The 20,298-nt window shown below is 70.3% G+C and carries 13 protein-coding genes; 7 read left to right on the top strand and 6 right to left on the bottom strand.

The genetic code is table 11. The annotated features are described in order from the left end of the window. Positions 1-13 precede the first annotated feature (13 nt). The 4 genes from RIV12_RS09360 (at position 14) to RIV12_RS09375 (ending at position 5,070) form a co-directional block, all read left to right on the top strand. Entirely contained in the window at positions 14-961 is a 948-nt protein-coding gene (locus tag RIV12_RS09360) for a resuscitation-promoting factor (protein ID WP_309323379.1), read from the top strand. Positions 962-1,079: 118 nt separating this feature from the next. Further along, a complete protein-coding gene (gene rsmA / locus RIV12_RS09365; RefSeq protein ID WP_309323381.1) occupies positions 1,080-2,159 on the top strand; it encodes a 16S rRNA (adenine(1518)-N(6)/adenine(1519)-N(6))-dimethyltransferase RsmA in 1,080 nt (359 codons plus the stop codon). Then, positions 2,156-3,142, top strand: a complete 987-nt coding sequence (locus RIV12_RS09370; RefSeq protein WP_309323383.1) for a 4-(cytidine 5'-diphospho)-2-C-methyl-D-erythritol kinase — start codon at positions 2,156-2,158, stop codon at positions 3,140-3,142. The genes rsmA and RIV12_RS09370 overlap by 4 nt, the downstream gene beginning before the upstream one ends. Next, the gene (locus RIV12_RS09375) at positions 3,142-5,070 is read left to right on the top strand and encodes an ABC-F family ATP-binding cassette domain-containing protein (RefSeq protein WP_309323385.1); all 1,929 of its coding nucleotides are present in this window, start codon (positions 3,142-3,144) and stop codon (positions 5,068-5,070) included. The genes RIV12_RS09370 and RIV12_RS09375 overlap by 1 nt, the downstream gene beginning before the upstream one ends. A gap of 145 nt (positions 5,071-5,215) precedes the next feature. Here the strand turns inward: RIV12_RS09375 and RIV12_RS09380 are convergent, their stop codons facing one another. Then, positions 5,216-5,761, bottom strand: coding sequence for a hypothetical protein (locus RIV12_RS09380; protein ID WP_075419103.1), 546 nt, complete (start codon positions 5,759-5,761; stop codon positions 5,216-5,218). A gap of 97 nt (positions 5,762-5,858) precedes the next feature. Between RIV12_RS09380 and RIV12_RS09385 the strand changes: the two genes are divergently transcribed. The 3 genes from RIV12_RS09385 to RIV12_RS09395 are packed head-to-tail and all read left to right on the top strand — an operon-like array spanning position 5,859 to position 10,221. Continuing rightward, entirely contained in the window at positions 5,859-6,572 is a 714-nt protein-coding gene (locus tag RIV12_RS09385; protein WP_178388891.1) for an FHA domain-containing protein, read from the top strand. A gap of 8 nt (positions 6,573-6,580) precedes the next feature. Beyond that, positions 6,581-8,755, top strand: coding sequence for an FHA domain-containing protein (locus tag RIV12_RS09390; RefSeq protein ID WP_309323388.1), 2,175 nt, complete (start codon positions 6,581-6,583; stop codon positions 8,753-8,755). After that, complete coding sequence (locus RIV12_RS09395; RefSeq protein WP_075419106.1) at positions 8,755-10,221, top strand: serine/threonine-protein kinase; 1,467 nt, start codon at positions 8,755-8,757, stop codon at positions 10,219-10,221. The genes RIV12_RS09390 and RIV12_RS09395 overlap by 1 nt, the downstream gene beginning before the upstream one ends. An 89-nt stretch (positions 10,222-10,310) precedes the next feature. On the opposite strand, the gene RIV12_RS09400 is transcribed toward RIV12_RS09395, so the two are convergent. The 5 genes from RIV12_RS09400 to RIV12_RS09420 form a co-directional block, all read right to left on the bottom strand. Then, positions 10,311-11,426 (bottom strand): winged helix DNA-binding domain-containing protein, encoded by a 1,116-nt coding sequence (locus tag RIV12_RS09400; RefSeq protein WP_309323390.1) that lies wholly within the window; start codon positions 11,424-11,426, stop codon positions 10,311-10,313. Positions 11,427-12,120: 694 nt separating this feature from the next. Next, a complete protein-coding gene (locus tag RIV12_RS09405; RefSeq protein ID WP_309323392.1) occupies positions 12,121-15,291 on the bottom strand; it encodes an RDD family protein in 3,171 nt (1,056 codons plus the stop codon). Continuing rightward, the gene (locus tag RIV12_RS09410) at positions 15,288-17,873 is read right to left on the bottom strand and encodes a transglutaminase-like domain-containing protein (protein ID WP_309323394.1); all 2,586 of its coding nucleotides are present in this window, start codon (positions 17,871-17,873) and stop codon (positions 15,288-15,290) included. The genes RIV12_RS09405 and RIV12_RS09410 overlap by 4 nt, the downstream gene beginning before the upstream one ends. Beyond that, complete coding sequence (locus tag RIV12_RS09415) at positions 17,870-19,249, bottom strand: DUF58 domain-containing protein (protein WP_309323395.1); 1,380 nt, start codon at positions 19,247-19,249, stop codon at positions 17,870-17,872. Before RIV12_RS09415 ends, RIV12_RS09410 begins: the two co-directional genes overlap by 4 nt. Positions 19,250-19,254: 5 nt before the next feature. Further along, positions 19,255-20,220, bottom strand: a complete 966-nt coding sequence (locus RIV12_RS09420; RefSeq protein WP_075417026.1) for an AAA family ATPase — start codon at positions 20,218-20,220, stop codon at positions 19,255-19,257. Between the last annotated feature and the right edge of the window lie 78 nt (positions 20,221-20,298).

Below are 20,298 nucleotides of genomic sequence, written 5' to 3' on the forward strand. Positions count from 1 at the left end.
AGGACGTCTCCCCATGACTCCCCTCGCCCAGTCCCACACCCGTGCCCTGCCGGAGGAGCCGCAGGCGCCGGTCTCGCAGGAGGAGGCGGTCCGGGAGCAGCACGGCATGCGCGCCATCGCGCTGCGCGCCGGCCTGGCGGCTCTGGCCCTGTCGGTCGCGGTCTCCGGGGCCGCCTATGCCGCTGTGCGAGTGGGGCAGCCCTCTCGGGCCTCTGGTGTCGATGCGGCTGAGCAGCGCGCCGATGGCCTCGACGCTGAGGGCGGTCGCAGCAGGGTCTCAGTCACGCCGAACACTCAGAAAGTGACGACCGAGACGGTTGACGCCGCCGACCCCCACGGAACCGTCCAGCAGGAGAGCAGCGACCTGCCCGAAGGTGAGACCAAGGTGGCCACCGCCGGTGTCGACGGCGTCGTGCGCACCACCTATGAGGTCACCACCGTTGGCGGCAAGGAGGTTTCCCGCACCCCGGTCGCCCAGGTCGTCGTCACCCAGAAGGTGGATGAGGTCGTCCTCGTCGGCACCGGCGCCGCCAAGAAGCAGGAGAGCAAGCAGGACCAGGAGCAGACCCCCGCGCCCTCGGCGTCGTCGGACTCCTCTGGCGGTTCAGGGGGCTCTGGCAGCTCCGGGGGTTCCGGCGGCTCTGGAAACTCCGGAGGTTCTGGAGGTTCTGGCGGTTCGGCATCCGGAGGTGGCAGTGCCGGCACGACCGGCGGTGAGGCCGGCGACGACGTGTGGGCCAAGCTCGCCCAGTGCGAGTCCGGTGGTAATCCGGCGACCAACACCGGCAACGGCTTCTACGGCATGTACCAGTTCACCCTGGAGACCTGGCAGTCCCTGGGTGGAACCGGCTACCCCCACGAGGCCGACGCCGCCACCCAGACCGCCATGGCTAAGAAGCTTCAGGCCCAGGCCGGCTGGGGCCAGTGGCCCGGCTGCGCCGACAAGCTCGGCCTGCACTGAGCGGCCGAAGTCTCCACGGAGGGCACGCACGCTCCGGAACCCGATCATGCAGAGAGCATGCGGCATGTTCCCAGATATCTCACAGTGACAAAAGGTGGGCGCCGGTTACTGTGTCCCCATGACGTTGCCGGCCCCCGATTCACAGGTACCCCCGGCAGGAGCCACCCGCGCCGACGGGCACAACCCTGCAGGAGCCTGTGAGGCCACCTCTGAGACCTCCGCCGATGCCGCCTGCCCGGACCCTCGCGATCCCCAGGATCACAGCGGCTCCTCGGGCTCCCGGGCCGCCGGCCTCCTGGGCCCCACCGAGGTCCGCGGCCTGTCCCAGGCACTGGGCATCCGCCCCACCAAGACGCTGGGACAGAACTTCGTCCACGACGCCGGCACCGTGCGCCGCATCGTCAGAAGCGCGGGCGTGCGCCCCGACGACACGATCCTGGAGATCGGACCGGGACTGGGTTCCCTGACCCTGGCCCTCCTGGAGACCGGCGCGCGCGTCATCGCCGTCGAGATCGACCCCGTCCTGGCCCGGGCCCTGCCCGTCACCGTCGCCGACCGCATGCCGCAGGCCGCCGGCCGCCTCAGCCTCATCGAGGCCGATGCGCTGAGCATCACCGGTCCGCAGTCGCTGGGCGAGGCCGGGCACCCTCCCACCCGCCTCGTGGCGAACCTTCCGTACAACGTGGCCGTCCCCGTCCTGCTCACCGCGCTGGAGGCCCTGCCCAGCCTGGAGAGCGTCACCGTCATGGTCCAGGCGGAGGTCGCCGACCGCCTCGCCGCCGAACCCGGCTCGCGGACCTACGGGGTCCCCAGCGTCAAGGCCGCCTGGTACGCCGCGGCCCGTCGCACGCTGACCATCTCCCGACACGTCTTCTGGCCCGTGCCCAACGTGGACTCCGCCCTCGTCGAGCTCGTACGCCGTCGTCCTCCCGCCACGCGCGCCACCCGTGAGCAGGTCTTCGCCGTGGTCGACGCCGCCTTCGCCCAGCGCCGCAAGACCCTGCGCAAGGCCCTGGCCAAGCTCGCCGGAGGGGCCGACGCCGCCGAGAGCGCCCTGCGCGCCGCCGGCATCGACCCGACGCGGCGCGGCGAGACCCTCGACATCACCGCCTTCGCCGCCCTGGCCGAGGTGCTGCAGCCCGTCGCCGCCGATGAGACCGCTGCGCCAACGCCTCCCACCTCACAGGAGCAGTCATGAGCCATCTGCGTGCCGTTCCCGACGATCCCACCGGTCCGCGCGAGTCCTCTGCGCCGCCCCGCAGCGGCTCGGCCAGCTCGGTGCGCGTCGAGGCCCCGGGCAAGGTCAACCTCTTCCTGTCCGTCGGCGCCCCCGGCGCTGACGGCTATCATCCGCTCACAACGGTCTTCCAGGCGGTCCGCCTCATCGAGACCGTCACCGCCCGCCGACAGTCCGCCCAGGACCACGGCACCGTCACGCTCACTCTCGAGGAGCCCGACGCCGACGTCCCCGTAGACGAGTCCAACCTGGCCGTGCGGGCCGCCACGCTCCTGGCGGAGACCACCGGCATCAGCGAGGGCGTCGACCTCCTGCTGCGCAAGCGCGTCCCCGTCGCCGGTGGAATGGCCGGAGGATCCGCCGACGCCGCCGCCGCCCTCGTGGCGTGCAACGCCCTGTGGGGCACGGGCCTGTCCCTGCCCGAGCTCTCCGCCCTGGCCGCCCGCCTCGGGGCCGACGTCCCCTTCCCCCTGACCGGGGCCACCGCCGTCGGGAGCGGCCGCGGCGACCTCGTCACCCCGATCATGACCCGAGGTTCCTACCACTGGGTCTTCGCCCTGGCCGATGAGGGCCTGTCCACGCCGGCGGTCTTCCAGCGCTTCGACGAGCTGGCCGGTTCCGGAGAACCCGCCGTGCGCGACGTGCCCGAGGCCCTCACCGCGGCCCTGCGCGCCGGCGACGCCCGCGGTCTGGCGGGCTCCCTCCACAACGACCTCCAGGCCGCCGCCCTCGACCTGCGCCCCGAGCTGGCCCAGGTCATCGCCGTGGCCGAGGAGGCCGGGGCCCTGCGCGCCATCGTCTCCGGTTCCGGCCCCACCATCGCCGCCCTGGTCGAGGACCCCGGCAGCGCCCAGTGCGTCTCGCGCGCACTGAAGGCCTCGGGTCTGGTCGCCGGCGTCCTGCGTGCCGACGCCCCCGTGGCCGGCGCCCGGGTGGTGGGCTGATGGCGCACCTGCTCGGCGTGGAGAACCTGCGCCTGACAGTGGGCTCCCGCCTGCTCCTGGACGAGGTCACCCTGGGGCTGGAGGACGGCACCCGCGTCGGAGTCCTGGGCCCCAATGGCGCAGGCAAGTCCACCTTCCTGGCTGCCCTGGCCGGTCGGCGCGAGCCCGACGGCGGCCGCGTCACCCGCACCGGTGGCGTGAGTGTGGCCGTCCTCAGCCAGGCCGACGACCTGCCGCCGGGCGCCACCGTGCGCACCGCCATTCACGGCCAGTCCCCTGAGCACGAGTGGGCCTCCGATCCGGCCGTGCGAGACATCCACGCCGGGCTCATCGCCGACCTCGACCTGTCCGCCGACGTCGACACCCTCTCCGGAGGCCAGCGCCGTCGCGTCGCCCTGGCCGCGGTCCTCACCCGCCGCGCCGACATCGTCATCCTCGATGAGCCCACCAACCACCTCGACGTCGAGGGCGTGGACTGGCTCGCCCGCCACCTGCGGGCCCGATTCAACGGCCCCGGCGGACGAGCCTCCGGCGCCCTGGTCACCGTCACCCACGACCGCTGGTTCCTGGACGCCATCTGCACCAATGTGTGGGAGGTCGTCCCCGGCGTCGACCCCGGCGGCGGACGCCCCCAGGTAGCCGGCCGCATCGAGACCTACGACGGCGGGTACGCCGCCTACGTCCTGGCCCGGGCCGAGCGCGCCCGCCAGGCCGCCGTGGCCGCCGTCAAGCGCGAGAACCTCCTGCGCAAGGAGCTGGCCTGGCTGCGCCGCGGCGCCCCCGCCCGCACCTCCAAGCCCCGCTTCCGCATCGAGGCCGCCGAGGCCCTCATCGCCGACGTGCCGCCCCCGCGCGACATCGTGGCCCTGACCGCCATGGCCACGGCCCGACTGGGAAAGAAGGTCCTCGACCTCGAGGACGTCACCGTGCGCTACCCGGCCTCCACCGGCCGGGCCGCCGAGGCTGACAGGGGCGGGGCCCCGGCCGAGCGGGAGGTCCTGCGCCATGTCACCTGGCGGCTGGCACCGGGCGAGCGGGTCGGCATTGTCGGCGTCAACGGAGCCGGCAAGACCACCCTGCTGCGCCTGCTCGAAGGCGTTCAGGAGCCCACCGAAGGCCGCGTCGTCCGCGGCAAGACCGTCCAGGTGGCCACCCTGTCGCAGTCCACTCATGAGCTCGACGCGCTCGCGGACATGCGTGTCGTCGAGGCCGTGGCCATGGTGGGGGAGCGGGTCGTCGTCGGGGACAAGGAGATGACTGCGGCCCAGTTCGTCGAGCGCCTGGGCTTCACCCGCCAGCGCGCCTGGACCCGGGTGGGTGAGGTCAGCGGCGGGGAGCGCCGTCGCCTCCAGCTCCTGCGCCTGCTCATGACCGAGCCGAACGTGCTCCTGCTCGATGAGCCCACCAACGACCTGGACACCGACACCCTGGCCGCCGTCGAGGACATCCTCGACTCCTTCCCCGGCACCCTCGTGGTCGTCTCCCACGACCGCTACCTCCTGGAGCGGGTGACCGACCACCAGGTCGCGCTGCTGGGGGACGGCAGCGTGCGTGACCTGCCCGGCGGGGTCGAGCAGTACCTCCAGATGCGCCGTGAGGCCATGGGGGCCTCGGGGGGCCCGAGAGCCTCAGTGGGCGCTGCGGTATCCGCGACGACGCGGGCAGCGGGCGAGTCCATGTCTGAGCGCAGCGCCTCGAGCGGGGCCAGGCGTCACGAGGCCCGCAAGGCGCTGGGTCGCATCGAGCGGAAGATGGAGCGCGCGGCTCAGACGCTCGCCGCGCTGCACGCGCGCATGGAGGAGGTCTCAGCCGATCCGAAGCGAGTGGGGGAGCTGGCTGAGCTCGGCCGTGAGCTCGTGGCCGCTGAGGCGACGCACGCCGAGCTGGAGGAGCAGTGGCTCGAGGCGGCGGAGGCGCTGGAGGCCTGAGAGACGACGCTGCCGCCGCGCCCCCGCGGGGGGCCTCATCGGAATGCGGTGGGGAGGGATCGGGGGGGGGGCTGGGAGAGGGAGGCGGGGACTGGCGCTGAGCGGCGGCGTCGCTGCTCGTGATCGCCGGGACCTTCTGTGCCGTTCAGACGACGGGGGCGACCTGGCGGGCCAGCTCGACGAGATGATCCAGGTTGGGGGCGATGTCCTCGGCGGCGGCGCCCCACAGGCGCATGACCAGGTCCACCGGGACCGTGGGCAGTCCCGCCAGCCTCAGGACGACGACGCCCTGGGTGGGACCGTTGGACTCGTAGAAGGCGGAGAACCCCACCATGTCCGGGCCCGGACGTAGGCGCACCAGCTCGGCCTCGGGCAGGAGTGCGGCGATGATCTGACGCTGAGTGGCGCGGCGTCCCTCCTTGGAACCGTCATCCTTGGCGATCTCCAGGCTGAGGTCGATGACGAAGGGCGGGTGGGCGACGTCGTCGATGTGCATGAGACGGGCGAAGCGGCCCTGACGCTCCATGGCCTGGAGCTCGTTGAGCAGGGACTCCAGCTCGGAGCGCCACTGCGGTCCAGTCACTCCCAGATGGGCGCTGCGGTGCCTGGCCTCCTCCCGTGCCCACCCCGGAGGCGGGAAGGGCGGGATGATCACCCATCGCTGGGGATCAGGAGTGACCGCGATCTGCACTGTGTGTTCCTTCCGAGACCTCGTCCGACTGCGAGGCAGTGGGCTGGGCGCCTACCATGTCTGTCCTATGAGGACCCGAGAGCGACATACGACAATTATGCCTGCATCCGCACGCCGCCGTGTGGTCCGCGTGCTGGTGGATGCGGGGCTCATCATCGCACTCTGTGCCGTCTCGGAGCGCTGCTGTGGAATCTTATTCGCTGTCGGGGCGGTTGTGCTGCTTATTGCTGTGATGACTGCCATGATGGCGATGACAGGCGCCACACCCGGTGGTCTGGTGACGGGGGTCCGCCTCCGGAGGGTGACGGACACGAACAGTCCCCCCGGGCGCTCTGCGGTGATTTACGTCGCATTTTTGGGCCTTTCTTTGGTGGCAACCGCAGGGCTGGCCCCCCTGATCTTGTGGATTCTCTCACTATGGCGTGCTGAACAGCGCACCTGGTTCGACCGGTTGGCCGGGACGGTTCTTCTCAGTGCCAGGCCGACCTCGGTGTCGGCCTGCTCCCTGGTGGTTGAGGGCTCAGTAATCCCAGTTCTGGGGCCGATTGTTCTTGGGCGTCGACCGGCCCCCATCGAGTCCCACCCGGATGCCCAGCTCGTCGCGGTGCTCCGTTCGGAGGACTCCGTGTCCAAGACGCACGCCCTGTTCGTGCCCGCTTCGGATGGGGTGCTCGTCACAGATCTGGGTTCGACGAACGGCACCCACATCGAGGACGAGGAGGGCGTTCATCGACTCTCACCCGGCCGACCGGAGTACGTGCACCGGGGACGCCAGGCATACTTGGGTGACGGTGTCTGTATCGTCCGTTGAGGAGAAAAATGATGACAAACAGCCCGAACAGCAGCGCGAACAACGAGGTCTGGTGGACCGAGGGTTCGTGGACAGGCGTGGTCACGCCACGTGCTGTGATGATCCTGCCCCCGTCGGTGCCGCAGGACCTCACCGAGCGCCTGTGGCGGCTGCTGCGCAGTGAGGAGGCCTCGCTGACGCGCGCCCTGGATGAGCTCGTGATGGGGATGGGCGGACGTCTGGGTGCGATCCCGGACTTCGTGCTCGCCGTCTCGGCGCCCGAGGACGTCTTCCACGTGGCGCTGCGCGGTGCCCCGCAGATGGAGGTCGACGGTAAGGCGCTGGACGCCTCCGCGGTCACCACCTGGTTCGAGACGACGGTGACCGCTCCCAACTCGGTCATCGTCAGCGCGCCCGACGGCGCCGGTCAGGTGCGTCGCCCGGCGGTCGACGCCGTCGTGAGCACCGGCCACCTGGTGCTGCGCGGATCGGAGAAGTCGAGTGGGACCCCGTCCCCCAGCCGTGCATCGTCGAAGGGGTCCGGTGACTCCGACGACGATGACCCTGACCCGGCTGGTTCTGACTACTCCACCACTTCTGCCGGTTCCGCCGGATCCCCAGCTGCTGCGGTGAGGACCTCTCGGTCCTCCCGTCGGGCGTCGCGTCGTGCCTCACGCCGTCAGTCCGCCTCATCGGACCGTTCGGAGCAGGACGACTCGTCTGAAGGGGCGCCTGCCGAGACCGCTGGTTCCCCCGACGTCGTCGACGACCTCATTGAGATCGCGCAGGACAACGCCGAGCAGCAGGCCCTTGACGGTGCCGAGCTCGCCGCGTCCCTCGAGAGCGCTGAGGCCGTTGAAGCCGCCGTGCCCACCGCCGGTGAGTCCGCGGACTCCGCCGAGGACTCCGACGCCTCTGAGGAGCCGGCCCTGATCGCCGACTCCGAGGGACCCGCTGACCTGCTTGCCGTCGTGGCCGGCATCACCGAGGTCACTGAGGCCACCGAGGCGACGCCGTCGCCCGAGTCCCCAGAGTCCCCCGAGGCTCCCGTCGCGACTCCGGACGCTCAGGCTCCTGAGGCTGCCGAGGTCGCCACCCAGTCCTCACCGGAGGCTTCCGATGAGGACCTGCTGATCGCCCCCGTCTTCGATATCCCGGCCCTGCCGATCCCCTCCGCTCAGGAGGCAGAGGCCATGATCCCGCCCCCTCCGCCCCCGTCGAGCGAGGATCTTGAGGCTGCTGGTATCAAGGACGCTGCCGCTGAGGTCACCGAGGTCGCCCAGACCCCGGCCGACTTCGTGCCCGTTGAGGCCGCCGAGGCTGCCGTGGTCGCGGAGGCCACTGCTGTTGCCGAGGCCGCCGCGCAGGCGCACGCCGAGGAAGAGCCCGTACGCTCCGGGGACCATGACGGACAGACCATCAACGGCCTGCCTGAGGACCTCTCCCAGGAGCTGCGCGCCGAGCTGCTCAATCAGGGGCTCGGTCCCCTGGAGCCGAGCCAGTCGGCGGAAGCCGCCGAGTCGGCCGGATCCGCGGCTGCGGCCGCGACGGCGGTCGAGCTCGTGCAGCCCTCCGCCGGTGAGCCCATGACCGCGGACCTCGGTCGCGGGGACCACGACGGACAGACCATCAACGGCCTGCCCGAGGACCTGGTCGGCGAGCTCGTCTCCCTCGTGGGGTCCGGGCCCTCCAGCCCGGCGTCCCCTGTCTCGGCGAGCTCTCCCAGTGAACCCGACGCCATCCGGATCGTGTTGTCGGCGGTGTGCCCCCAGGGCCACCCCAACCCCACGAACTACACCGTGTGCCGCGTCTGCGGAGCTGAGCTCAACCGTCCGGCCAAGTCGGTGGCCTGCCCCCCACTGGGGCGCGTGGTCACCTCCGGCGGAGAGAGCATCGAGCTCAACCGTCCCCTCCTGGTGGGTCGCAACCCTGTGGCCGACGACATCACCAGCGTCGCGGAGGTCCCCCTCCGTCCGCTGACCGTCGCCAGCCCCAACCAGCTCGTCTCCCGCAACCACATCCTCATCGACCTGGATGCGTGGAGCGTTCTGGCCCAGGACCTGGGCAACTGCAATGGCACCGTTCTCAACCGCCAGAACGAGGCGCCTGTGCGCCTGTCCTCGGCGAATCCGGTGCTCCTGCGCAGCGGAGACGTCCTCGATCTCGGCGATGGTCAGACCCTCGCCTTTGAGAACCTCCCCTGATGCTGGATCACAAGGGACCGCCTCCGGTCATCTCCGGGTTCACGTACCTGGAGAGACTCGGAGCGGGAGGCTACTCCACGGTCTACCTCTTCGAGCAGCACATGCCCCGCCGCGAGGTCGCGGTCAAGGTCATGAACGCTGACGTCGAGGACAAGACCGCCTCCCGCTTCGAGTCGGAGGCGAACCTCATGGCGCGGGTCTCCTCCCACCCGGCCATCCTGTCCATCTACGGCGCGGGCGTCTCCGCCGACGGCCACCCCTTCCTGGTCATGGAGTACTGCCCGCCGCCGCAGTTGGGCGCCATCTTGCGCCAGGGTCCCCTCAATGTCGCTGAGACCCTGTCGACGGCGATCCAGATCGCCGGAGCGGTGGAGACCGCTCACCGGGCCGGCATCGTCCACCGAGACATCAAGCCCGCCAATATCCTGTTCACCACCTACCGTCGTCCGGTGCTCTCGGACTTCGGCATCTCCGCCATGAGCGGTCCGGAGGGATCCGAGGAGCTGCGGGGGATGAGCGTGCCCTGGGCTCCCCCCGAGCAGCTGGTCGGGATGCGCTCGGCCAATCCCGCCTCCGACATCTATTCCCTGGGTGCAACCACCTTCGCGATGCTCACGGGGCGCAGCCCCTTCGAGACCGATGGCATCCCGGACGTCTACGAGCTCTCCCGCCGTATCGTCAAGGATCCCCTGCCGCCGCTGGGGCGTCAGGACGCCCCGCCGTCGTTGCACCGCGTGCTGTCGGTGGCGATGGACAAGAACCCGGACTCGCGCTACCCGACGGCACTGGCCTTCGCCCGGGCGCTCCAGCAGGTCCAGGCCGAGCTCGATCTGCCGATCACGACCGTCGACCTGTTCCAGGAGCCGGACAAGGCCGCGAAGTCCGCCAGGCGCCCCAACCCCGATGAGGCCGACACCGCCACGAAGATGGGGGTCTTCAACCAGGTCGACGTCACCAGCGAGCACATCGCCATGCGGGTGGATCCCGACGGTGACGACAAGGGCTCGTCGTCGGACTCGGAGGCCGGCGAACCTAGCCGCCCGAACCGCATGCGGGCCGTGCTGACCGGTCTGCTGGTCGTGGCCATGGTCGCTGCCGTCGTCGCCGCGATCATCGTCTCCCAGAACCAGGACAAGCGGAAGAAGCCCGGCAACCCCATTGCCACGATCGCCCCGCAGACCGACGCCAACCCCCTGCAGGCCTCGGTGCCCATGGTGGGCGATATCGTGGGTGAGGCGCAGGGCGACGGCACGGTGAAGTTCACCTGGGGCGAGCCGGAGACGGATTGGACCGGCAGCTACCTCTACCGGGTCAAGCTTCCCGATGAGGAGACCGAGGTGGACTCCGTCCGCACCAACGAGGTCGTCGTCGATGCCCAGCCGGCGCGCACCTGCCTGGAGGTCACCGCTGTGCGTTCAGACGGTAAGGCCTCCCCGGCCAAGACCGCCTGCGTCGACACCCCCTGAGGTCGCCTCCCGGGAACAGTCGCTCGCAGTCGTGACGGTGTCCGGCGTGTACTGACCGAGGGCCGGGACTACCGGGGAAGGCTGGGAAGTCACTCCGCCCGCAGTGTCACCTTCACCAAACCATGCACTGATGAAAGCCGCGCAGCCGCATCCTCCAGCACCGCGGACGGCGGCGCCTGCTCACCTGGAAACGGGGTGACGACAAGATTCCCGTCATCCAGTTTCCAGACGCCGGTGATCCGACCCCCTTGGGTCAGGACGGGGGCGATCCAACCCGCAGCCTTGCTCACCCGCGAGCGATGCTCGCTCGGCAGCATGTGAGTGTCCTTCGTACCAGGACCAAGGACGAACTGGTCGAACGCTCCTAGGAGGTGGGTGGCGCGGCTGGGCCGAGTGGCCGCGAGCTCGTCCTCATGCTCGGCCAGCAGATATCGTGTCTCATCCTCCACCTTCACCTCGACGATCTGCTCGCCAAGACTGGCGAACCAGCCCTTGAGCGTTGACTTCTTGTTGCTGTTGCGTGAGAGCCACGCGTCAAAGGTTTCGGGGGTCGCTGGGCCGTAGGCGGAGAGGTATCGCTCAATGACCGCTGGTGCCGCCTCCTCAGGATCAGGTAGCCCATTCCAGTTCTTCAGAAAACTGGCAGGGTGGGTAAACGTCACCTTCGAAGAACGGTTTGGGCCGTGGCACAGCACACCCTGCCATGCGAGAGGTTTGAGCAGAGCGCCCCACCCGGAGCGCAGCTGTTCTTCCATCCCCTTGAACCGTTTGTCCTGAACCAGTTCGCTCACTAGCTCGTCGCGAGACAGTACCTGACCGTCGAGGAGCTCTGCGACAGTCTCCGTCAGCTGAGCGACGTCCTCCGGTGTAGCGCCGAAGTGCCGTGACCAGGAGGGCTTGGTCCACGTACGAGCGCCGGCCAGCAGTGACAGGTACTCCGCCACGTCCGCAGAACGCATCGCGTGCAGCGTTCCGCGCATTGCCCACGTCTTGACAAGCGAGCGCTCGGAATACGCACGCTTGACCCCGTCAGGTCGCGGGTTGCGTTGCCGTAAGGCGATAGCGGTCTCAGCAGCGGAAGCCACCTGCGCCTGCGTACCGCAGAGCCGTCCGACGATCTCAACAGGACTCGCGTCCGTCAACGGTTCCAGGTAGTGCCTGCGCAGTCGCCATGCGAGCACCTGTTCGGCGGAAACCTCGATCAACGTTGTCCCCTCTCGTCGTTACCGCCAGATCCTAAGCCTCGTCGAGGTCGTGATCCTGTACACCGGGTGGCAGTTCACGTAGCCAGTCGCCCCGTGCCAGCTGCGCGGCTCTTCACAGTTGAGGCGGCACTCCACGTGGATCGGGGCTCTGTCTTGCCTCCTCACTTCTGAGACATGTGAGGGTCATGGCTTCCGAGGCGCTCGCTCGGGCGGGAACTCGGGGCGGGCCGGTTGTCCTGGAGGCGATGGTGGGCCGAGGGGAGAAGCATGACGGGTTGTCGGTGTCCACGGTGCTGACATCAACACCGCACCGACGCCGCACCCCGAAGGAAAACCGCAGTATTCCAACGATCCTCGCTGGACGCCCTGACGCCGGGCCCGTTGATGTCAGCGCTGTGGACACTGGGCTGCCGGCGGGGTCGACTCCGCGGGGTCTTGGTGGGGAAGCCGGGTGCTCTCATCCCGGGGCCGGCTTCACCTTTCCTACCTGACCCCCTCCGGCTTTTGCACAGGGGCTCGGAGGCCGTGGTTCGACGTCGGCTGAGGCCGTCCCAACCTCGTGGAACAGGTCACCTTGAGGGGGATCGCTCACGAGAGGTGGTTGAACGAGCGCCGCCGACAACCAGAGACAGTGGGGCCCGCACTCCTTGAAGGAAGTGCGGGCCCCAGTGCTTGAGGGGAACCGGTGCCGGACTCAGACGACCTCCACCTTGAAGGCGACGCGGCCGAAGAAGATCGTGCTGCCCTCCAGAGCGGACAGCGCCTTGTCCGGTATGGCTTCGACGGTGCGCCCGTCGCGGTACTCCACCCGAGTCCCGTTGGTGGAGTGCAGGTCGGTGACCCACACCCCGTCGAGCAGCGGGAAGATCGCCGCGTGCGTCTTGGACACCGAGCGCGTGGGGTCATCAAGAGCGACGCGTTCCGCCCCGGGGTAGGCCGAGATGTTGTCGGGGTCGCGGCCCACCACCGTGGGCTCGTGGATGAGAATCGGGTTGCCTCCCAGCAGCGGGACAAGACGCACCGACAGGGCCGGAGCGGCCGAGGAGGCCGATGGGAGCGACGGCGTGGCCGCCTGGGCGCTCGCGCCGACAACCGGGGTGACCGGGGGCAGGGAGACACCTGCAGGGGCGGAGGTCGACGCGGCAGCCTCCGGCATGCTGCTGGCACTGCGCCGGGACACGCTGGTTCGGGACTGCGTCGGCCCCTGAGCGGAGGTGGGGCGCTCGCGACGCGAGGCGCCGGCCTCATCGGCCTGGGCGTCACTGCGGGACTCGTCGGGTGCGGCGTGTCCGTCCGCAGGTGAGGGGATTCCCGGTCCCTGGAAGCGGTGTGAGGCGTGGGACCGGCGCGGAGAACTCGCCTCCGGGGCGGCCGCGCTCGTCGCGCTGTCGGCGGAGGTCCGAGCGTGGCTGCGGTGACTGCGCACGGTCGGGTGCGTGCTGCCCTCCGAGGATGCCGGCACCCCACCGGGTACCGTGGCGGGGTTGGTCAGGTCCATCGGGGACGTGCGCTGCGGAGGTGTTGAGGCCGCCTCGGGCTGCTGGGGCAGGCCGTCGTCGGAGACGATGGCTCCTTCCGGCAGGGAGTCGACCGTGGCGGCGTCGACCGAGGTGGGAACCGAGGACCAGGGCACCGAGTCGATGAGGGCCTGCGTGTTGCGGTCCCCTGAGGGCAGGATGCTGGAGGTGTCGAAGGTGTGCGCCACCTCCGGGACGGGGCCCGCTCCGGAGGCGAAGCGCTGCCGTTCGGTGGTGAAGAGGCTTTCGCGACGAGGAACGCCGGGCTGTGACACCGACTCTCGCTGATCCTCGGCAGGTGCAGCAGACGAGCCGGAGGTCTTCTTACCGGTGTGACCGGACTGATTCCTCCAGCGCTGGGCGTGGGCGTGTCGTGGTTCCATCGTCTGTGATGTTACGGGTTTTGTGGCTTTCGAGCGCGGGACTTGTGGTGTTGATGTCGCATCTGGCGGCGTGGAGGACTGGGATGCCTCGGAATCGGCCGCAGTTTTGGAGGATTCCGCTGAGGGCTTCTCGGCCTCGTCGCCCTGACCGTCGGCGCCATCCGTGGACTGTGGCGGCGCGTCCTCCACGACGTCGAGCGTAGCGGTATCGCCATCCATCTGCGAGGACAGCCGTGAAGGGGCGCTGTTGGACCCAGAGGACGCGGGCACCGGCCGCTTTTCGACTCGTCCCTCGGTCGACGCGGCAGAGCTCGGCGCGGGTGACGTGGACGGTGCGGTATTGCCCGATGCCGGTTCCCTGGTCCCCACGGGGGCGGTCTGTGCCGCCTCCGCGTCCTCCTGAGCCGGGGAAGCGGCGTCCTCCGGGGCCTTGGGGGCGGTCTTGACGGCGCCCTCCTCCACCGGCCCTGCGGAGGGCCTCGAGGGATCCTCCACCACCGGTCGTGACGTGACCTGAGTGGCTGCCATCGCGGCGTAGGTCTGGGGGTCCATGGGGGTGGCGGAAGCAGCTGCGACGGCCTCGGCGTCGGTGTCTACGATCGCCGGTCCGGCAGAGGCCGCCGACTTCGCCGAGGAGGACGACGACACGGTCGCCGCCTTGGTGGCCTTGACGCTGGTCCGAGGTGCGGCCGCGGTCGCCGTGGCCGAGTCCGGGCGGGAGACGGTGCGGCTGGACGGACCGGCAGTCAGTGCCCGGCCGGCGTGGCGCGCGGGCCGGCCCGGGCGTGCCGGTCGGGGCCGACGGATCGAGGAGGAGACCGGATCCGACGTCGTCGGGTGCGCGGTCCCCCCGGGAGAGCCGACAATGCCGGCCTCGACGGCGCTCTGGGCGCCCGCAGAGGTGGCTTGCTCGGCGTCCTGCGCCGCCTCCTGACCGGTCCGTGCGCGCGTCGAGCTCGGACGGGAGCCGCGTTTCTTGGCCTGCTTGGACTTCGCCGCCCTACCCGCCTTCTTCTCGGCCTTGCGCTCGGCCCTCTCGGAGTGTCGCCGGCGGGAGGCAGACTCGTCCTGCACCTCGGTGGCCTGGGAGGGCGGTGTCGCGGCGGGCTCCTGGCTCGCGGTGCTCTGCTCGCTGGGCGATGAGGAGAAGGACGCGCGCCTGGCGGCGTCCCACGCCTCACCGATGTCCTGGGAAGAGGACTCCTGCGGTGCCTTGGACGTGGTCGCGGCCCGGGGAGCGGTGGAGGCGGGCTCGGTCACAGGACGCCTCTCCGGCTCGGCCGCTGAGGGAGCCGGCCGGTTGGGGCGCTTGGCCCTGCGGGCATTGAGCAACGCCATCCCGGAGAGCTTGTCGTGCCAGCCGCGCCCCTCGGGGTCGGCGGCCGCCGTGCGCATGAGTGCGATGGTGCCCAGGCCGAGCGTGGTGATGCTGACGGCCAGGATGAGATCGGCGTGGAGGAAGGAGCCCAGCGGTGAGGGGGCCTGGTTGCGGGCCCCCAGCATGCGGATCCTGAGCAGTCGCCCTCCCAGGGACCAGCCGGTGGCGGCGATGGTGAGCCAGCGTGCCCCGACGATCACTCCGAAGGCGATGAGCCCACTGGTCAGGGCCGGGCGGCCGCTCACCTGCCAGATGGCCGTGGTCAGGCCCCCCACCAGAAGCGAACCGACGACGAGGTCGATGACCCCGGCAACGACACGCGCCCGCACCGGGGCCGGGGGGAGGCGACGATGCGGAGGGGACGGCGTGTGCGCATCCGGCTCGGCCGCTCCGGGGCTCGAACCCCGGGAGACGGCCGGCTCTGCGCCACCGTGGGAAGCGCCGCCGTGCGGATCACCGGGGGCGGCCGACATCATGCCGTACGGACTGACGACGTCACTCTGCGACGCGTCATCGGGCAGGTGGGAGGATGCTGGTGGGTCCGCAGCGGTCGAGGCGCTGCTACGGGCGTCAGCAGTGATCGTCATGACCGCAACCTCCTGGGTCGACGTGACCGCCTCCCGGCGGGGTGGACAAGGGAGCGCGGGGACAAACGGGCCCATACCCGTCCCAGGCGTGAGCGCTCCGCCCCCATGGAGCGGACGATCGCATCTGAGGAGTCCCACAACTCCCCTAGAGCGTACGACGGCGGCTCCCCGGAGCTGAAGACCTGGGTATCAACTGCTCCGGCGAATCGAGGCAGATCGACCTGCGGGAAGTGAGGAGCCAGCTGCGTGGCCGCCTCACGCCGAGTGGCTCCCCACCCCGGGGAGCGCCCCAGATCGCGGGCCCGGTCGAGGATCTCCTCCCAGGCCCCCAGGGCCTTACCGACGCCGGTGCGTGCGCGCCGTCGACTGCGCCGCCAGGCCTTCCAGCCCAGGATGGAGCCCACGATCGTCGCGATCGCCAGGATGGAGCCGCCGACGGCGATGACCGCGGTCGGCAGACCGCCCTTGTCCTTGTCCTGGGGGTCGTCGCGCTGCGGGTCCTCGTAGTTGGGAGGCAGCTGGGCCGGGTCCTCGTTGGGCAGCGGGGGCTGGAGGACGTTGGGCTCGGGGTTGGAGACCTTCTGAGTGGTCTGCTGCTGGGGAACCTGGTCGCGGTCCGGCGTGACGTCGAAGGACACCCAGCCCAGCCCCTCGAAGGGGATCTCCACCCAGGCCTTGACGTCCTCGCCGGTGACGGTCTTGGCGTCGCCGTCGGTGGCCGGGTCGAAGCCCATGACGACGCGGGCCGGGATGTTGAGTGAGCGGCACATGAGCATCATGAGCACCGAGTACTGCTCGTCGTCGCCGATGAGGGAGTCGGCCTCCACCATGGAGGCGATGCGGGCGGCCCCGTGCCCGGGCTGGGAGGGGCTCTTGGTGCCGTCGGAGTAGTAGCTCGTGCGCAGACGCTGCTGGAGCGCCCGGATTTGAGCGATGGGGTTGGACTCGGCCCCGACGATCTCCTTGGCCAGGGAGGCCACCGACGGCGGCACCTGCTCGATCGGTCCCAGTGAGGTCTGTTCCAGGGACGCCTTGTTGAGAGCGGCCTCGGAGGGCGCCGTGTAGGGGGCGACCCGCTCGGTGAGGACGTCGCCCGTGGCCAGGCCACTGGTGGCGACCCCGGTGGAGGAGAACTTGTCGTAGTACATGCCCTCCCGCAGGGCGGACTGACGCGGCCCGGAGGACTCGATGCGGATCGTCTCGGGCATCGTGGGCACCCAGGGGAAGCTGTAGTCCTCGATGGTCAGGGAGGAGGTCTGCTTGCGTCCGTCGAGCCGGTTGGCCGTCAGCTGGGTCTTGTCACCGATGCGCTCGAAGCGCGACTGGCCGTTCTCGTTCTGACCGATGTGGGCCGACAGGCCGTCGTAGGAGTCCAGGGCGGCGATGCGGATACGCCCGCCCGAGGGCAGGTTGGTGGGCTTCATGAGCCGGGTGTGGGCCTTGTCCGTCTCCAGAGTGCGCACCAGGGACAGCGGGCTGGCGTACTCGGTCAGGTCCAGCGGCGGCTGGAACAGGTCGCGCACCACCGTCCGGGAGGCGGGGGCGGTGGGCGTCAGGATCATGGCGGCCAGGGAGGTGACCAGGAGCAGCACGGCGGCGATGACCGTTCCGCGCAGGGCCGCCCGACCGAGGTCCCCGGTGGAGCGGGCGCTCGTGGCGCCCGAGGTCGTGGAGAAGGAGCTCAGGTCCAGGGCCTCGACGACGTGGCTGCGCCGCTGACGAAGGGACCCGCAGGTCCACAGGGCCAGGATCCCGACGACGAACAGGATGCCCAGCGCAGTGGGACGCACGGCCTCCTGTCCGCCCCAGCCGATGCCGACGGCGGGCAGGCAGACGAGGATCAGGCCGGCCAGGACCTCACGACCAGCCAGGATGAGGCGGGTCGCCAGTGCTGAGACCACCAGCCCGGTCATCCACGGCAGCACCGTCATGCCGCTGAAGGAGCTCAGCGGCATCGGCACAGTCAGGGCGTCGCGCCAGACGGTGACCGTGGATCCCAGCACGGTCTTGATCGCCGCCATCCCGGAGCCGACGTCGGTCAGCAGCCAGGGGGCCACCAGGACGTGCACCAGCGCCAGGGCAGCCATGCTCGGCAGCACCGACAGGCGCAGGCGCGAGCAGACCAATGAGGTCAGGGCGCCGATGAGCGCGCCGTAGCCGACGGCGAGGCAGCCGACCACGGAGGCGAAGACCGGCAGGAAGGGGACCGCGCCGATGGCGAGGATCCCGGCCATCAGAACCAGCTCGAGGGCGGCGGCCGCTGGTGTGGGCGGCTTGGCGCCGCGCCGGGGAGGCAGGAAGCGGCGGGCGGAGAGCGCCGGCCGGGACGGACGTGCCAGAAGCGGGCCGGCGCCGGTGATCGAGCGGGCACGACGAGTCGTCTCGTTGCTGGAGAGGCTGCGCGTGCGCGACGACGTCGCCGTCGACCAGGAGGAGGACGACTCGGTCGTGCTACTGGAGGACTCCGCGGTGGTCCGCGAGGGAGCCTCGGCCGGAGAGGACGCCCCGGCGGGTGAGGCACCGGAGAGCGGGGAGCTCGCGGTGCGTGGGGAGATGGTGGTGGGGGTCGTCGTGGGGGTCATAGTGCTCGCCTCAGGGCGGTGGGAAGCTGCTCAAGACGGTCCATGTCCACGACCGGCATCGTTCCGGCGTGGTGCCGCGACAGGCCGTGCTGGCCCGCGCGCAAGGCGACGGCCACCATCGGCAGGGGGGCGAAGCCGCGAGCCCGGGCCAGCACGGCGCGGTCGACCTGCTGACCGGTGACAAGGACGACGATAGAGGCATCGGGGTGCGCCGTGCAGGCGTGTCGCACCAGGAGGTCGCAGCTGATGTCGTCCTCACCGGTGCTCAGCAGGCAGGACGTGTCCAGCATCCGCAGGGCGGAGGAGGTGGGCAGGGCCCCGATCTGGGTGATGAAGCGGACCTCGCGCCCGTCCTGGATCGCATCCATGGCCAGTGAGCAGGCGATGGATACCGCGGTCTCGAAGTCCTCCTCCCCGGCGTAGTCGTCCTGGCGGGTGGACAGCAGGACGAGCAGGCTGGAACGACGGGTCTCCTCGAACTGACGCACCATGAGCCGACCGGTGCGGGCCGTGGTGCGCCAGTGGACGTTGCGTCGGTCATCGCCGGGGACGTACTCGCGCAGGGCGTGGAAGGCGACGTCGGAGCTGGACAGGTCCTGGGTGACGGCGCCCTCGATGTCCCGCAGGACACCGTGCAGGACCGTGCCCAGGCGCACGGTACGCGGGTGGATGTGGATGTCCTGCGGGGTGCTCAGGGAGCGCTCGCGCTGGAGCAGGCCCACTGGGTCGCGCTGGACCGCCAGGACCGGCCCCACGGTGACGACGCCTCGACGCTGCGTGGGCAGGACGAAGCCGCGCTCGTGCACGGCCCCGGGGGTCAGGGTCGGGACGACGAAGACGGCGCGCCCCGGCCCCACCGGCATCTCCATGCGCGAGGGCAGCAGCGGCCGGGTTCGGGGATTGGTGACGGTCAGGCGAATGAGGGCGTGGTCGCCCACGGTGACGCGGGACTCGAGCAGGTTGTGGTTGACCGAGTAGCCGCGGCGGGGGATGAGCCACAGCCAGGCGCTCACCACGATGATGCCGACGACGACTGTGGCGCTCCATGCCTCCTGCCAGCCCATGACGGCTCCGACCAGCCCACAGGCCACGAGCAGCACCAGACTGCCCCACCCGATCGGGGTCACGGTGTGCAGCAGCCATCGCAGCGGCCGCAACAGCACTGCGGCCGCTGCGGTCAGCCGGGACTGCGAGGGCCTGGCGGTCAGGGCCTCGTTCGCGGAGGCCGACGACGCAGCCGATGCCGTGGACTGCGAGGACGCCGACGCCCCCGAGGCGCTCGGTGGTACGGCGGGAGAGGCGGATGCACCGGACCCGCCCGCCGAACCCGGGTGGGCCTGGCGGGCAGGATTCTGCGACGTCGTCTGAGGCGTCATACGACTCAATCGCGGGTCGTGGGGGCGGGGACCTGGGCCAGGGCGGCGGTGATGACGCCGGAGGCGGTGGCGCCGCTGAACTCGGCGTCGGGGTCCATGACCAGGCGGTGGGCCCACACGACCTCGGCAAGATCCTTGATGTCGTCGGGCAGGACGAAGTTGCGCCCCTGGGAGGCCGCCCACACCCGGGCGGCCCGAGCCATGCCGATGGCACCACGGGTGGACACGCCCATGCGGGTCTCCTCGGCTGCGCGCGTGGCCTCCACCAGGGCCCCGATGTAGTCCAGCACCGAGTTCTCGATGTGGTTGGACGCGGCCAGGTCCGCCATGGAGGCCACGACGCTGGAGGCCACGACCGCGGACAGGTTCTTGGAACGGTCCGGGTGGGCCGAGCTCGACAGGATCCGGGTGAGCGCCTCCCGGTTGGGGTAGCCCACGGATGCCTTCATGAGGAAGCGGTCGAGCTGGGCCTCGGGCAGGCGGTAGGTGCCGGCCTGCTCGATGGGGTTCTGGGTGGCGATGACCATGAAGGGGCGCTCAGTCGTGTGGCGCACGCCGTCGACCGTCACCTGGGACTCCTCCATGACCTCCAGGAGGGCCGACTGGGTCTTGGGGCTGGCCCGGTTGATCTCGTCGGCCAGGACGATCGAGGAGAAGATCGGGCCGGCGTGGAAGTCCCAGGTGCCCGTCTTCTGGTCGTAGATCGTCACGCCCGTGATGTCGCTGGGCAGCAGGTCGGGGGTGAACTGGATGCGCGAGTGCGTCCCCTGCACCGAGGCCGCCAGAGCCCGGGCCAGGGCTGTCTTGCCGGTTCCGGGGGCGTCCTCGAGCAGGAGGTGCCCCTCGGAGAGCATGGTGGTCAGGGCCAGCTTGATCACGTCTTCCTTGTCGAGCAGCGCCTGACCGACGTTGTTGACAATGGTGGAGAAGGCGTCAGCGAACCATGTCGCGTTCTCGGGAGTCATCGGCATGGAATCAATGATCCTTCGGGTGGAGAGAGGTGAGTGTGTGACTTGTTGCGTACTGGGCATCGATCCGGTTAATGATCC

The sequence above is a fragment of the Actinomyces stomatis genome, from assembly GCF_031292835.1.
In the GTDB taxonomy this organism is placed as follows: domain Bacteria; phylum Actinomycetota; class Actinomycetes; order Actinomycetales; family Actinomycetaceae; genus Actinomyces; species Actinomyces stomatis.

Excerpts from the sequence above, each read along its gene's own strand:
- RIV12_RS09360 (WP_309323379.1), top strand. The coding sequence starts at position 14 with ATGACTCCCCTCGCCCAGTCCCACACCCGTGCCCTGCCGGAGGAGCCG.
- rsmA (WP_309323381.1), top strand. The coding sequence starts at position 1,080 with ATGACGTTGCCGGCCCCCGATTCACAGGTACCCCCGGCAGGAGCCACC.
- RIV12_RS09370 (WP_309323383.1), top strand. The coding sequence starts at position 2,156 with ATGAGCCATCTGCGTGCCGTTCCCGACGATCCCACCGGTCCGCGCGAG.
- RIV12_RS09375 (WP_309323385.1), top strand. The coding sequence starts at position 3,142 with ATGGCGCACCTGCTCGGCGTGGAGAACCTGCGCCTGACAGTGGGCTCC.
- RIV12_RS09385 (WP_178388891.1), top strand. The coding sequence starts at position 5,859 with ATGCCTGCATCCGCACGCCGCCGTGTGGTCCGCGTGCTGGTGGATGCG.
- RIV12_RS09390 (WP_309323388.1), top strand. The coding sequence starts at position 6,581 with ATGATGACAAACAGCCCGAACAGCAGCGCGAACAACGAGGTCTGGTGG.
- RIV12_RS09395 (WP_075419106.1), top strand. The coding sequence starts at position 8,755 with ATGCTGGATCACAAGGGACCGCCTCCGGTCATCTCCGGGTTCACGTAC.
- RIV12_RS09405 (WP_309323392.1), bottom strand. The coding sequence starts at position 15,291 with ATGACGATCACTGCTGACGCCCGTAGCAGCGCCTCGACCGCTGCGGAC.
- RIV12_RS09410 (WP_309323394.1), bottom strand. The coding sequence starts at position 17,873 with ATGACCCCCACGACGACCCCCACCACCATCTCCCCACGCACCGCGAGC.
- RIV12_RS09415 (WP_309323395.1), bottom strand. The coding sequence starts at position 19,249 with ATGACGCCTCAGACGACGTCGCAGAATCCTGCCCGCCAGGCCCACCCG.
- RIV12_RS09420 (WP_075417026.1), bottom strand. The coding sequence starts at position 20,220 with ATGCCGATGACTCCCGAGAACGCGACATGGTTCGCTGACGCCTTCTCC.